Genomic DNA, 13,026 nt, shown 5'->3' with positions numbered 1-13,026 from the left:
CGAATTCCATAGGGGCCAGCGGCATTTGTCGCAATAACAGGCCGGATGTAAGCGTGCAATCTATTCCTGTAAATCATGATGCGTTTTTTACTTGGCAAATGGCGGCGTCCATGTAAGGTTCTTAGGGCATGTTGACCGAATTGATTGTGCAATAAAGTCTTGTCTATATCGAAATCCGTATTTTTACTATACTGTGTTTTCAATACTGTTTGCCGGGAAAAAGTTTATCGTTGATAAACATCCTCAGGTTTTTTTCCTATCGCCCTTGCCGACCACAAGTCGGCAGGCGGCAATAGTGGCGATCTGCTGCAAATAAAGAACAACTAAAGAGCAACTGTGGTTTTTCGGTGTTAAATTCGTAAACAAAAATGACATTTCTGAAAGTCATTGTCCTGGTCGCAGCGGAGCTGTCATGGTTCGCGACCACTTTGGGATTTTTTGCCCCTCTCGTCTGAAGAGCCCGCGGAGGCAGACGAGCTTCAAACATGAGAGAACACATGGAAGCTTTTTTACTTGCGTATGGCACTGAGTGGCTGAACCTGATCGTCCGCTGGCTGCACCTGATCACCGGCATCGCCTGGATAGGCGCCTCCTTCTACTTCGTCTGGTTGGATAACACGATACGCCCACCCAAACCCGGTTCTGATCTGGCCAACAAGGGCGTATCCGGCGAACTGTGGGCGGTGCACGGAGGCGGCTTTTACAACCCGCAAAAATACCTGGTCTCCCCCAAGGAATTACCGGAAGAACTGCACTGGTTCAAATGGGAAGCCTATTCCACCTGGCTATCAGGCTTCGCGATGCTGTTTATCGTGTATTACTTTAATGCGTCGGCGATGATGATAGACAAGTCCGTCGCCGACCTGACGAACTGGCAAGCCATAGGTATAGGCTTGGGTACCCTGCTGGTGGGCTGGACCGTGTATGACTTGCTGTGTCGCTCGCCTTTGGGCAAGCGCGATGGCCTGCTTGGCATCATCATGTTTGTATTTATTGTTGCCGTGGCTTATGTCCTGTCTAAATTGCTCAGTGGCCGTGCTGCCTATATCCACGTCGGTGCCATGATGGGTACGATGATGGTCGGCAATGTGTTGATGCTGATCATCCCCGGCCAGCGCAAGCTGGTCGAAGCCATGCAGCAAGGCAAATCGCCAGACCCGATACACGGCCAAAAAGGCAAGCAACGCAGCGTCCACAATAATTATTTCACCCTGCCGGTGCTGTTCATCATGATCAGCAACCACTATGCGATGACGTATAACCATGCCTATAACTGGCTGGTACTGGCCGTCATCATGGCTGCTGGCGTATCCATCCGCCATTTCTTCAACCTGCGTCACAAGGGCATTACCAATTGGGCTTACCCTGCCGTTGGCATGCTTTTGTTGCTGGCAGTCGCCATCGCCATCGCGCCCAAACCGCCAGTAGCTGCTGCTGTAGCCGCTGGCCCGGATGCCGCCGCAGTCCAGTTTGCCAAAGTGCAAACCATCATCCATCAGCGGTGCGTCGCCTGCCACGCGGCAGTACCTACCCAGCCCGGCTTTGCTGCCGCACCGGCTGGTATCAGGCTGGATACCGCTGAACTGATACACCAGAACGCCGTCAAAGTGAATATGCAGGCAGTGCAGTTGAAAGCCATGCCTATCGCGAATTTGACGCAAATGACGGAAGACGAACGCGCCGTCATCGGCGCCTGGTTTCAGGCTGGAGCCAAGTAGGCCCGGCAATACGTCAGCACAAAAGAAAGAACTCACCCATGAACCACTACCAACAACTCGACGCCTGGATCGACAGCCACTTTGATGAACAGGTCAGCTTCCTTCAAGAACTGGTACGCGTCCCTACCGATACCCCACCCGGCAACAATGCCCCGCATGCAGACCGCACTGCTGATCTGTTGCAGCACATGGGTATCACTGTAGAAAAACACGCCGTCCCCGACAATGAAGTCCAAGCCGCCGGCCTGCAAAGCATCACCAACCTGCTGGTACGCCGTGTGTATGGCCCCGGCAAGACTATCTTACTGAATGCCCATGGTGATGTCGTGCCCCCCGGTGAAGGCTGGACCAAGGCCCCGTATGGTGGTGAAATAGAAAACGGTAATATCTATGGCCGTGCCACGGCGGTCAGCAAATCTGACTTTTCTACCTACACCTTTGCCCTGCGTGCACTGGAAGCCATCGCCAAGCCTAAAACTGGCACGCTGGAATTGTTATTTACTTATGATGAAGAATTTGGTGGCGAAGTCGGCCCCGGCTGGATGTTGAAGCACAATCTGATCAAGCCAGACCTGATGATTGCCGCTGGTTTCTCTTACCAGGTCATCACCGCCCATAACGGTTGCCTGCAGATGGAAGTGACAGTGCATGGCAAGATGGCACATGCGGCCATCCCCGATTCTGGCGTGGATGCCCTGCAGGCTACCGTCAAGATCCTGAATGCCCTGTATGCGCAAAACACGCTGTACAAGCAAGTGACATCAAAAGTGGAAGGCATTACCCACCCTTACCTGAATGTCGGCACAATAGAAGGCGGCACCAATACCAATGTCATCCCTGGGCGTGTCACTTTCAAGCTGGACCGCCGCATGATCCCGGAAGAAAATCCGGCAGAAGTCGAAGCCACGCTACGCAAAATCATCAATGACACTGCCGCCAGCCTGCCCGGCATCAGCGTCGATATCAAACGCCTGCTGCTGGCCAATTCCATGCGCCCCCTGCCAGGTAATACACCTTTGGTGGATGCCTTACAAAAGCATGGTGAAACCGTATTTGGCGAAGCGATACTGGCATTGGGCACGCCTTTGTATACCGATGTGCGGCTGTTTTCGGAAGTGGGTATTCCTGGTGTGATCTATGGCGCGGGGCCACGCACGGTGCTGGAATCGCATGCCAAGCGGGCTGATGAAAGATTGAACCTGGAGGATTTGAGGAAGGCGACCAAGGTGGTGGCGCGCAGTTTGGTGGATTTGTTGGGGTAAGGTAGGGATAGGACTATTGATCAACGGTAGTCATGTGTAGCTGTAGGTTGGGCCGGGCCTCGCTAGGCTACGCTTTATCAGTCCAACATAGGGCCTTTGAATAACGTATTCGCTAATTAACGTCGAACCCAAGACCTCTCACCACAGAGACACGGAGACACAGAGGAAAAACGGAGAAGTGCCAGTCGATGAACTGACAATCATAATATCGTCCTTCCTGCGAAGGCAGGAATCTACCGGGCTAGCGCTCTAGTGTCTGTCGTTGTATGCCGTACTTTGATTAAAACGATTGCCCTTCGTAGGTACAAGCCGGGCCGAGACCCGGCCTGGTTCCACGAAGGGCAATCGTTTCAATTAACGACAACTATATGCAACGAACGCCGCTGGAGCGCCAGCCCGTACGCGGGAGAGACGAAATGACGAATACGTGTTTGATAAGCACAGTGTTGGGCTGATAAAACGTAGCCCAACCTACAACTGGCCGGGGATAGCCCGGCGGCTACTCACTTTTCTTTTCTTGCAAAGAAAAGTAAGCAAAAGAATGCGCCCGCGGCGTCGCATTCCACTGCGCCGCTTGCAAGCGGCTTAGATGTTAGCAGCGCAAAGCATGCTTTGCGAAACCCTGCCAACATCCCCTTCGGGGTCCCCGTTTGTGCGGTACAAAAAATGGGAAGGTCCGAAACTCGCTTCGCTCAGACACCGGCCCTTCTCTTTCCATTTTCTGTACCGCACAAACGGCATCGCCACAGCGGAACTGCAAAGATCAAAAGCAACTGCAACATCAAAAGCAGCCCCAACGTCAAAAACAACGACAATCCCAAAACCAAGGTTGATTGACGGTATTCAGTTCAATTTAAATTCCGGCTGCATTGACGTTGCTGTTGATGTTGCTTTTGACGCTGTCTTTGACTTTAATCCGCTTGGGACAATGTAATTTGTGCGTCACAGAAAATGGAATCAGAAGAGCCGATGTTTGAGCGCAGCGAGTTGCGGATCTTCCCATTTTTTGTGATGCACAAATTATGCTGAAGCGCAGCGTAAGCACCCGAAGGGCGAGTCTGCGGTCGCCTTTCTTTGATTCCGTTCTTTGGCGAAGCAAAGAAAGGAATTCGGCCGCCGGGCCGAGACCCGGCTTGTGTCCACAAAGGGCGATCGCTTCAATCAAAGTACGGCACAAAAACAGCGCCGCTGGAGAGGCAAAATGACGAATACGTGTTTGATAAGCACGGGGTTGGGCTGATAAAGCGTAGCCTAGCGAGGCCCGGCCCAACCTATAACTCCTGGATTCCTGCCTTCGCAGGAATGACGATATTATGATTGCTGCGACTCAAAAACAAGCGCCTCGGGCCAAGGAAAAGAAACGCTCCTTACTTCTTATCAGACCACAAAGTCCCCCCTGACGCCCAATCCTCCCGCTTCACCTCCTGGATAATAATATCCACTACCTCTGCCGAACAGCCCAGTGTCTGGCAACTAACTTCGGTCACTGCTTTGACAAAGGCACGTTTTTGTTCCAGCGTGCGGCCTTCAAACATTTGTACATTGATGGTAGGCATGGTGTGTCCTTATGAAAATACGGGCGGTTCAAATTGATGGAGTAGCCAGCATCATAAGTCAGTTATTGCAGAATTTCACGTCTGGCGTTGATGCACGCATTTGCCGGCCGCATAGGTTGCCGCCACAGTGCGGTCGTCGCCCAGCAAGGCCAGTGCAAACAATAATTCATCCAGGCTTTCTGTGTGACTGGTACGGCGTGCCAGCAAGGGAGTGGCTTGCGGGTCGAGTACGATGAAATCGGCTTCGGCATCCATGACGAAATTGCCTATCGTACCTTCCAGCTGCATGCTGCGTGCGCCACCCAGGGTGGCCAGATAAAACATGCGGAAGGCGGGCAAGTAGGTGCCGCCCAGGCGTGCCATTTTGTAGGCTTCATTCATGGTGCGCAACATCGAGAATGAAGTGCCGCCGCCGACATCTGTTGCCAGTGACAGGCTGACCTGCTGGGCATCGGCACGCTCGAAATTGAACAGCCCACTGCCAAGAAAAAGATTCGAGGTCGGGCACAGGGCTGCTGCAGACTGGGTTTCTGCCATGCGCGCGCGATCTGCATCATCGAGCCAGATGCAATGCCCGTACATGGCGCGCGGACGCAGCATGCCGTATTGGTCATACACATCCAGGTAACTGCGGGCCTTGGGGTATAGCGCTTTGACCCAGGCCACTTCATCCGTATTTTCTGCCACATGGGTCTGCAAGTACGTGTCGGGATAGGCTTGCGCCAGTTCACCGGCCAGCTGCATTTGTGCATCGCTGGAAGTCGGTGCAAAGCGCGGCGTAATGGCATACAGCTGGCGGCCACGCTTATGCCATTTCCTGATCAATGTCTCGCTGTCGCGTATGCCGCCCTCTGCGGTATCGCGCAAAAACTCGGGGCAGTTCCTGTCCATCAAGACCTTGCCGGCCACCATGCGCAGATTGCGTGCTTCACTTTCGGTGAAGAAGGCTTCTACCGATTCGGGATGCACGGTGCAATACACCATGGCTGTCGTCGTGCCGCAACGCAGCAGTTCATCAATGAAGAAAGCTGCCACATCAGCACTGTGATGGATGTCGGCAAACTGACGCTCGGTCGGGAAGGTATAGGTCTCCAGCCACGGCAGCAAACCCGGCGCTGGCGAGGCGATCATGTCGGTTTGTGGATAATGGATATGGGTATCGATAAAACCCGGCAGTATCAGTTTGCCACGGTAATCGATGACTTCTGTCCCGGCTGGCAGGCTGGTATGCAATTGCGCATAGTCGCCGGCTGCCTGAATTTTTCCCTCATTCACGATTAACAGGCCATCTTCATGCCAGGCATAGGCCTGATCATGAAAAGCCGGGTCGTGTTTGAAATGCAGCACACTGGCGCGATAAGCCTGCAAGCCAGTTTGGTTCAAATTGCCTGATGAAATGGCAGTCATACTAGGGGTCTTTCGTGAAAGTCTGTCTTGCGGGCGCAAGCAAACCGGAAAAGTTTAACGCTTAGCCAGCGAGTGGCACGCATCTAAGGCCTGTTATTCTGTATTGCTTACAGACTGATGCTGACCTGCCGGTGCCCCTATCCTGGCAAGCACGCGCGCAAGTTGCTTTTGCTGATGCAGTTCATGCTCTTCCCATACCTGCAAGAGTTGCGCAACAACGGATGCCGCAATCACGGCCGGTTGTTTGCCATTGATACCGGCTAAGCCTATGGGGCACACCATGTCATGCAAGCGCGTGGCTGGTATGCCACGTTCACACAAACGGCGTTCAAACTGCGCACGCTTGGTTTGTGAGCCGATGAGGCCAAACCAGCACACATCATGGCGTCGCAGAATATGTTCGGACAGATTCTGGTCGAGTGCATGACTATGCGTCATCACCAGAAAGGAAGTATTCGGCGCCGCAGTATCAATCAGGGCCTCTGGGCTATCGGTAGCTTCCACTGTGACATTTTCCGCCAGTCCGGTCGGGAACATGTCTTCACGCTCATCCACCCAGGTAATGCGGCAAGGCAAATCAGCCAAGGCGTGCACGATGGCAGCACCGACATGGCCAGCGCCAAACAACATCAGGTGGGCACGATAAGCGAGGCAAGCCTCAAGCAACCAGCGCCGCCCTATCGTATCTGTCAGTACCTGACAGGGATTTTGTGTGTCTATCTGCATGGGCAATGTGACTGGCCAGGCCGAACCACTCAGATACCGGCCATCGACATCGCACAAGGTCGGTGTGCGCACACTATCCAGTGCCAGTAAGCGCCAACTATCCTGGCCTGCACGCCAACGCTGGTTCAAGTGATGGAAGGCCGCGGCGTCTGGTTGCACCCGTTCAAACACCAGGTGCACGACGCCGCCGCAGCACTGACCCAGGCTGGGGCCTAGCGGGAAGCGTTCACGCCTGCGTTGGGCGGCAAGTTCTGCTTCCGGCATGGCCAGCATGCTGCGGGCGATCTCTATCGCCTTCATTTCAAGGTGGCCGCCACCTATGGTATCGAATAACTCATCTGCCGTGACCAGCATCTTGGCACCCGGTTCACGCGGGCCTGAACCCAATACCGTCGCAACCGTCACCAGGATCTTTGGTGCCGGGTGGCTGACGACAGCGTTTAACCAAAGCTTCATGACAGGTTCACTTAGTTGATCAGGGGGCAGTACCAGTGGACTGTAACAATTGAAAACAAAGTGCCTTCCGCTTGCGCGACGACCATGGCTGCGTTGCAAATGCTCGCGATAGTTCACTATCGCTCCGCTTTGCGCCTTGCCCTGATCGCCGGGCAAGCGTCTTTCACTTCTGTTTCAACTGTTACAATCCACTGAGGGCTGTTACAGTCCACTGGCAATATCGGCAGCAGCCAGGTCTTCCACTGCATTGATGGCCAACAAAATCGCTTCGCTGGTTGCAGGGGCGTTCAGTGGCGGATTGTAACGATAATCGCCGACACTGGCAATGGCATCCCTTATCGCAAAGAAAACCGAGAATGGCAACAGCAAAGGTGGTTCACCAACCGCCTTGGACCTGTGTATGCTGTCCTGCACATTGCTATTCTGGTACAGGCTGACGCGAAAATCTTCAGGACAATCCGATATCGCCGGTATCTTGTAAGTCGAAGGTGCATGCGTCATCAGCTTGCCACCCTTGTTCCACCACAATTCTTCGGTTGTCAGCCAGCCCATGCCCTGGATGAAGGCACCTTCGACCTGGCCGATATCAATCGCCGGATTGAGCGAATTACCGGCATCGTACAGGGCATCGGCACGCAAGAGTTTCCATTCACCGGTCAGGGTATCGACAATCACTTCAGATACCGAAGCCCCATAGGCGAAATAAGAAAACGGATTACCACTCATGGTCTTTGGATCCCAATGCAGGCCGGGCGTCGCATAAAAACCATCGGACCATAATTGCACCCTGGCCAGGTAGGCTTTTTGCACCAGCGCTTCAAACGGGATATCCAGGCCATTGATGCTGACCAGGCCCGCCGCAAAGCGCACTGCTGCCTGTTCACCACCATAGGTCTTTACTGCAAATTCTGCCAAACGCTGGCGCAGGGTATGCGCGGCATTTTGCGCCGCCTTGCCGTTCAAATCAGCGCCGGTGGAGGCTGCGGTGGCCGAGGTATTTGCGACCTTGCTGGTATCGGTGGCGGTGGTGCGCACCTGGTCCAGGTTCAGGCCCAGTTCATGCGCCACTACCTGGCAAACCTTGGTATTCACGCCCTGCCCCATTTCACAACCGCCGTGATTCACCAGCACCGAACCATCGGTGTAGATATGCACCAGTGCACCCGCCTGGTTCAGATGGGTGACGTTAAAGGCAATACCAAACTTCACCGGCGTAAAAGCCAGGCCTTTCTTCAATACCGGGCTATGGGCATTGAAGGTTTTGATGTCAGCCCGGCGTTGCTGGTAATCGCTGCTGACTTCCAGCTCGGCCACCAGTTCATGAATAATGTTATCGACGACTTTCTGGCCATACTGGGTGATATTGCGGCCTTCGGCATCGTTGCGGCCATAGAAATTGATTTTGCGTATATCCAGTGCATCCCGATTCAGGTTACGGGCGATTTCATCAATGATGTATTCAATCGCAATCGCACCTTGCGGGCCGCCAAAGCCACGGAAAGCTGTATTCGACTGGGTATTGGTCTTGCCGCACATGGCCAGAATATCGACATCACCAAGGTAGTAAGTATTGTCGAAATGGCAGACCGCACGGGTTGCTACCGGGGCCGACAAATCGGCAGAAAAACCGGCACGCGACACCATCTCAACTTTGGCGGCAATGATGCGGCCCTGGTCGTCATGGCCGACTTCATATTCATAGTGGAAGCAATGGCGCTTGCCGGTAACCATCATGTCGTCATCCCGGTCGGCACGCAGTTTGACTGGCCGCTTCAGGTGGGCGGCAGAAATTGCCGCCGCCGCTGCCCACAATGCAGACTGTGATTCCTTGCCGCCAAAACCACCACCCATGCGACGGCATTCCACCACAATGTTGTGGCTGTGCACGCCCAATGCATGGGCAACCACGTGCTGCATTTCGCTGGGGTGCTGGGTAGAACACAAGACCAGCATGCCGCGGTCTTCTTTGGGAATGGCGTAGGAAATCTGGCCTTCGAGATAAAACTGTTCTTGTCCGCCCACATACAGTTCACCTTTGACGCGGTGCGCTGATCTTTCAAACGCCAGTTGCGCATCGCCACGTTGCAAATGCATGGGCGGCACGACGAAAGACTGGGCTTGTCGGGCTTCTTGCGGCGTCAGTATCGCCGGCAATTCTTCATAGACGATCTCGGCCTTGCGTACAGCGCGACGGGCATTGTCATGGGTATCGGCCACCACGATGAAAATGGGCTGCCCTACATATTCCACCAGCCCTGCGGACAAAATCGGGTCATCATGAATGATGGGGCCACAATCATTGGTGCCGGGTATATCTTTGGCGGTGTACACCGCGACCACGCCGCGTGCGTTTTTTACTGCATCAAAATTCATGGACAGGATATGTGCATGTGCCTTCGATGACAGCCCCAATGCGGCATGCAGCGTACCTTGCAGTTCAGGAATGTCATCGGTATACCGCGCTTCACCGAGTACATGCAAAATTGCCGATTCATGCGGATGTGATTTGCCAACTTCGGCCCAGCCTGCTTCCGTCTGGGCCGGGTTTTTATCTGTCAGAAAAGCTTCAGTTTGGGTGTTCATGTTTTCTCCTGAGCTTATGCCGTGACAGATGCAAACACGTTCACGGCCTGCAATGTCAAAGGGGCCGTGGTCCGAGTTTCCAGCCAGAAGCGACGCAAGAGATTTTGTGCCGTCTGCATGCGATAGGTATTGCTGGCGCGCATATCGGTTAGCGGTGTGTAATCCTGTGCCAGCAAGGCCATGGCCTGCTTCAAACTGGCTTCATTCCAGACCTGGCCATTCAATGCCGCTTCTGCCAGTGGTGCGCGGCGTGACGTCGCGGCCATGCCACCAAAAGCAATATGCGCATTGCGCACGATGTCGCCATCCAGCGTGATGGCAAACGCAGCACAGACGGCAGAAATATCCTGGTCATAACGTTTCGCCAGTTTATACGTGCGGAATTGCTGTCCGGCTTTTGGCAGGGGAATATGCAGGGCTTCGACAAACTCGCCTGGCTGCATATCCTTTTTCATGTAGTCGAGATAAAAATTTTCCAGCAAAAGCACACGCTGGCCATGCACACTGCGCAAGACAATTTCTGACCCCAGGGCTATCATCCACGGTGCCGAATCACCGATAGGTGAACCATTTGCGACGCTGCCGCCCAGGGTACCGGTATTGCGTATCGGTTGTGAGGCAAAACGCTGCCACATCTCGGTCAGCTCGTCCGGATAATGCTGGCAGGCTGCTGTATAAGCGTCATTCAGCGATACGGCCGCACCGATCTCCAGCTTGCCATCCCTTACGCTGATGTGCAGTAAGTCGTCCACTTCACGCACATAAATGATATCGCCCAGATCGCGCATTTGCTTGGTGACCCACAGGCCAACGTCGGTGGAACCTGCCAGTATAGTCGCCTGTGGATGGTCGGCGCGCACCTGCGCCAGTTGTTGCAGCGTGCGTGGTGCATAGAAAGTCTGGCCATCTGCGCTGTAGGTGAACATCTCGCCACGTTGCAGACCTTGCAGGCTGTTGCTGACAGCGGCGCGATCAAATCCAGCCGCGGGCAATTCACCCATGCGTTTGGCGGCGTCAATGATGGGGCGGTAGCCGGTGCAACGACACAGGTTACCGGACAGGGTTTCGTCGATTTCCTTGCGGCAGGGGGGCGTGGTCTTATCTTCTTTTTTCAGGTACAGACTCCACAGCGACATGGCAAACCCGGGCGTGCAAAAGCCGCATTGCGAGCCGTGGCATTCGACCAGGGCTTGCTGAACCGGATGTAGATCACCGTTTTTTTGCTGCAAGTCTTCGACGGTAAACACAGCCTTGCCATCCAGCGTGGGCAAGAATTGTATGCAGGAATTGACGGACTGCAATTCCAGCTTGCCCTGTTTCAATTCACCGATGACCACAGTACAGGCACCGCAATCCCCTTCGGCACAACCTTCCTTGGTGCCGGTGCAATGTCGGTCTTCGCGCAAATGCTGCAAGAGCGTGCGCGTTGGTGCCGCATCCTCAACCTGCTGGATTTGGCCCTGAAAATAAAAACGGATGGGGTCAGACATGAATGCTCCAGAATGAAATTCTTATGCAATGAGGTTAGCATCCGTGGTGCTGAATCCTATACGTACAGCATGATGTTGACTATCCACGCCCAAAAATATGAGCGCAGAGCCGGGGGAGTGCAGTTGTAACTCAGTTACTACTCAGTTATTAGTATAGGCAGTTTGCCGGTCTTCGTCCAAAAGCGGCATTGTTTTCATTTCAACAAGTCCGCGCACCCCTCCCCATTCTGGAGCAGCTACAGCATGCCTGTATTCAATGTGCAAGAACAGTGCCGGATAGTTCCCTTTCCACGGTTTTGATGACACGGGCGGCACGAGCGCGTTCGCTTTCACCAGTGACGACGTCGACCGGTAAATCCGGCGTAATACCCATGACTTCATCGCTGCCATCGGCGCGCAGGCGTACACAGTCTGGAGCCTGGAAACTCAGTTTTGAATGCGGTAACACAATCGCCCTGATGGCTTGCATATTGCCGCAGCCAGACCCACCGGTGATGGTACCCAGGGTTTTTACCACGGCGTTGTCTTTCAGGATGGCAACAAAAGCTTCGGCAGCCGAACCGACACCACGGTCGGTCAGTACATACACGGGGCCGGTCCAGCTACCCCTGTACTTGTCCACATTGGCGGCCCAGTACATGCGGCTAGCGTAGCTGGTTTCTGCATCCGGCGACACTGGCAGGTAAGCATAGGGGCCGCTGGCAAAGCCGACTTGCGCCAGATTGGAGCATCCACCGGCATGCCACGGTCTTTGCTCTTGCCATACCCAGGACAGGTCACAAGACCTGGCAGACATAGCTGCCCGGGCCTGTTCAAACATGGCAATGGCAGCCTGCATCATGCTGCGCTGTGTGGTATTGGCAAAGTTGGGGTCGTCATACGCCTTGCGCATGCTTTGTAATTCTTCTTCCAGATACGCCTGCGCAATCGGGCCTGCTGCCATCCACAAGGGGGCTGAATGCACGGCACGGGCTGTCAACAGCCTTGCGCTCCAGTCGCCGAAATCATTGCCGCCGCCATTCCCACCGACATCGATTAGCAGCGCCTGCGCGCCAGCCGCTTTGATGCGGAGCAGATGTGCAGCCAGGACTTCAAACCAGGCATCTGCCATCGCGTTTCTGAGCTGCTTTGCATTGATGCCGTGTTTGGCGGATGTCAGCGTCTCCCAGGCCTGCGTGCACAAGCCCGGATATTCTGCTTCACGAAAACGTGGAATGCGTACTATGCCCAGTTTGTTCCCCTGCTCAGTGCGGATGATCCCTGCCCGGAATGCCTGCGTCACCCCATCCGACAACAGGGTAAAACCGGGCAGGCTTTCAAACGGCAATGAAAATGGCACGCGACTGCTGGAGCCGACACCGATGGCGGCACAGGCGTTTTCCATGTCCATGTTTTCAATCGCGACGGCGGGCGGCTCACTTTCAGTCGTGCCAGGTGGAGTCAGTGCCGTATTCGGACGGGCGATCAGGCGCAAATGCCCGTCATGAAACGCATCGATAAAATTGCGCAGCACCGCTTTCGCCTGTTCATCGTTTTCTGCCAGTGCCAGGGCCTTGCGTGTATACGCATCCAGTTGAGGCAGATTAATTTTTCCCTGCGGGCTGGCAAACCATGCCAGGTTTGCATACTGCGTTTGCAATTGCTGTTTTAGAAACGCATAGTCAGCCTGCCATGCATGGGCATCAAAAGCCGTCACCAAAGGCGGTGCAACTGTTGTTGCCATGACTTCGGCAGCAGGTGCAAGGGAACAGCCAGCAGCCACCAGGGCCACAGCCAGAACCAGCTTGCAGGTCTCGTCACTCTTCATAAAAATACTTATCCACATGGC

The 13,026-nt window shown here is 54.4% G+C and carries 10 protein-coding genes; 2 read left to right on the top strand and 8 right to left on the bottom strand.

What is annotated here, in order from left to right; genetic code table 11:
• Positions 1-203 (bottom strand): hypothetical protein (locus tag ACO0LM_RS24365; protein WP_423040792.1); only part of this gene is annotated, 203 nt, incomplete at its 3' end.
• 294 nt (positions 204-497) lie between these two features.
• On the opposite strand from ACO0LM_RS24365, the gene ACO0LM_RS24360 reads away from it, so the two are divergent.
• Positions 498-1,718, top strand: a complete 1,221-nt coding sequence (locus tag ACO0LM_RS24360) for a urate hydroxylase PuuD (protein ID WP_423040790.1) — start codon at positions 498-500, stop codon at positions 1,716-1,718.
• Positions 1,719-1,756: 38 nt separating this feature from the next.
• The gene (locus tag ACO0LM_RS24355) at positions 1,757-2,980 is read left to right on the top strand and encodes a M20 family metallopeptidase (RefSeq protein ID WP_423040788.1); all 1,224 of its coding nucleotides are present in this window, start codon (positions 1,757-1,759) and stop codon (positions 2,978-2,980) included.
• Between the two features lie 853 nt (positions 2,981-3,833).
• Here ACO0LM_RS24355 and ACO0LM_RS24350 read toward each other — a convergent pair.
• The 7 genes from ACO0LM_RS24350 to ACO0LM_RS24320 form a co-directional block, all read right to left on the bottom strand.
• Positions 3,834-4,250 carry a hypothetical protein gene (locus ACO0LM_RS24350; RefSeq protein WP_423040786.1) on the bottom strand — a complete coding sequence of 139 codons (417 nt, stop codon included), beginning with the start codon at positions 4,248-4,250 and terminating at the stop codon, positions 3,834-3,836.
• Between the two features lie 97 nt (positions 4,251-4,347).
• Positions 4,348-4,536, bottom strand: coding sequence for a 4-oxalocrotonate tautomerase (locus ACO0LM_RS24345; RefSeq protein WP_423040784.1), 189 nt, complete (start codon positions 4,534-4,536; stop codon positions 4,348-4,350).
• A 75-nt stretch (positions 4,537-4,611) separates the two neighbouring features.
• Positions 4,612-5,943, bottom strand: coding sequence for a guanine deaminase (guaD, locus tag ACO0LM_RS24340; RefSeq protein ID WP_423040782.1), 1,332 nt, complete (start codon positions 5,941-5,943; stop codon positions 4,612-4,614).
• Between the two features lie 93 nt (positions 5,944-6,036).
• A complete protein-coding gene (xdhC, locus tag ACO0LM_RS24335) occupies positions 6,037-7,125 on the bottom strand; it encodes a xanthine dehydrogenase accessory protein XdhC (RefSeq protein WP_423040780.1) in 1,089 nt (362 codons plus the stop codon).
• A 201-nt stretch (positions 7,126-7,326) separates the two neighbouring features.
• Positions 7,327-9,708: a xanthine dehydrogenase molybdopterin binding subunit gene (gene xdhB / locus ACO0LM_RS24330; protein WP_423040778.1), complete on the bottom strand. Its 2,382-nt coding sequence runs from the start codon at positions 9,706-9,708 to the stop codon at positions 7,327-7,329.
• A gap of 14 nt (positions 9,709-9,722) precedes the next feature.
• Positions 9,723-11,198, bottom strand: a complete 1,476-nt coding sequence (gene xdhA / locus ACO0LM_RS24325; protein ID WP_423040776.1) for a xanthine dehydrogenase small subunit — start codon at positions 11,196-11,198, stop codon at positions 9,723-9,725.
• A gap of 253 nt (positions 11,199-11,451) precedes the next feature.
• On the bottom strand, positions 11,452-13,005 hold the full coding sequence (locus tag ACO0LM_RS24320; protein WP_423040774.1) for a S41 family peptidase: 1,554 nt from the start codon (positions 13,003-13,005) through the stop codon (positions 11,452-11,454).
• Positions 13,006-13,026 lie beyond the last annotated feature (21 nt).

The organism is Undibacterium sp. Di26W, from assembly GCF_049340265.1.
GTDB lineage: Bacteria > Pseudomonadota > Gammaproteobacteria > Burkholderiales > Burkholderiaceae_D > Undibacterium.
This window is presented reverse-complemented; position numbering and strand designations above follow the sequence as displayed.

What these genes read in the sequence shown, in the direction of transcription:
- ACO0LM_RS24355 (WP_423040788.1), top strand. Translation starts at nt 1,757, where the DNA reads ATGAACCACTACCAACAACTCGACGCCTGGATCGACAGCCACTTTGAT.
- ACO0LM_RS24345 (WP_423040784.1), bottom strand. Translation starts at nt 4,536, where the DNA reads ATGCCTACCATCAATGTACAAATGTTTGAAGGCCGCACGCTGGAACAA.
- ACO0LM_RS24320 (WP_423040774.1), bottom strand. Translation starts at nt 13,005, where the DNA reads ATGAAGAGTGACGAGACCTGCAAGCTGGTTCTGGCTGTGGCCCTGGTG.
- guaD (WP_423040782.1), bottom strand. Translation starts at nt 5,943, where the DNA reads ATGACTGCCATTTCATCAGGCAATTTGAACCAAACTGGCTTGCAGGCT.
- ACO0LM_RS24360 (WP_423040790.1), top strand. Translation starts at nt 498, where the DNA reads ATGGAAGCTTTTTTACTTGCGTATGGCACTGAGTGGCTGAACCTGATC.
- xdhC (WP_423040780.1), bottom strand. Translation starts at nt 7,125, where the DNA reads ATGAAGCTTTGGTTAAACGCTGTCGTCAGCCACCCGGCACCAAAGATC.
- xdhB (WP_423040778.1), bottom strand. Translation starts at nt 9,708, where the DNA reads ATGAACACCCAAACTGAAGCTTTTCTGACAGATAAAAACCCGGCCCAG.
- xdhA (WP_423040776.1), bottom strand. Translation starts at nt 11,198, where the DNA reads ATGTCTGACCCCATCCGTTTTTATTTTCAGGGCCAAATCCAGCAGGTT.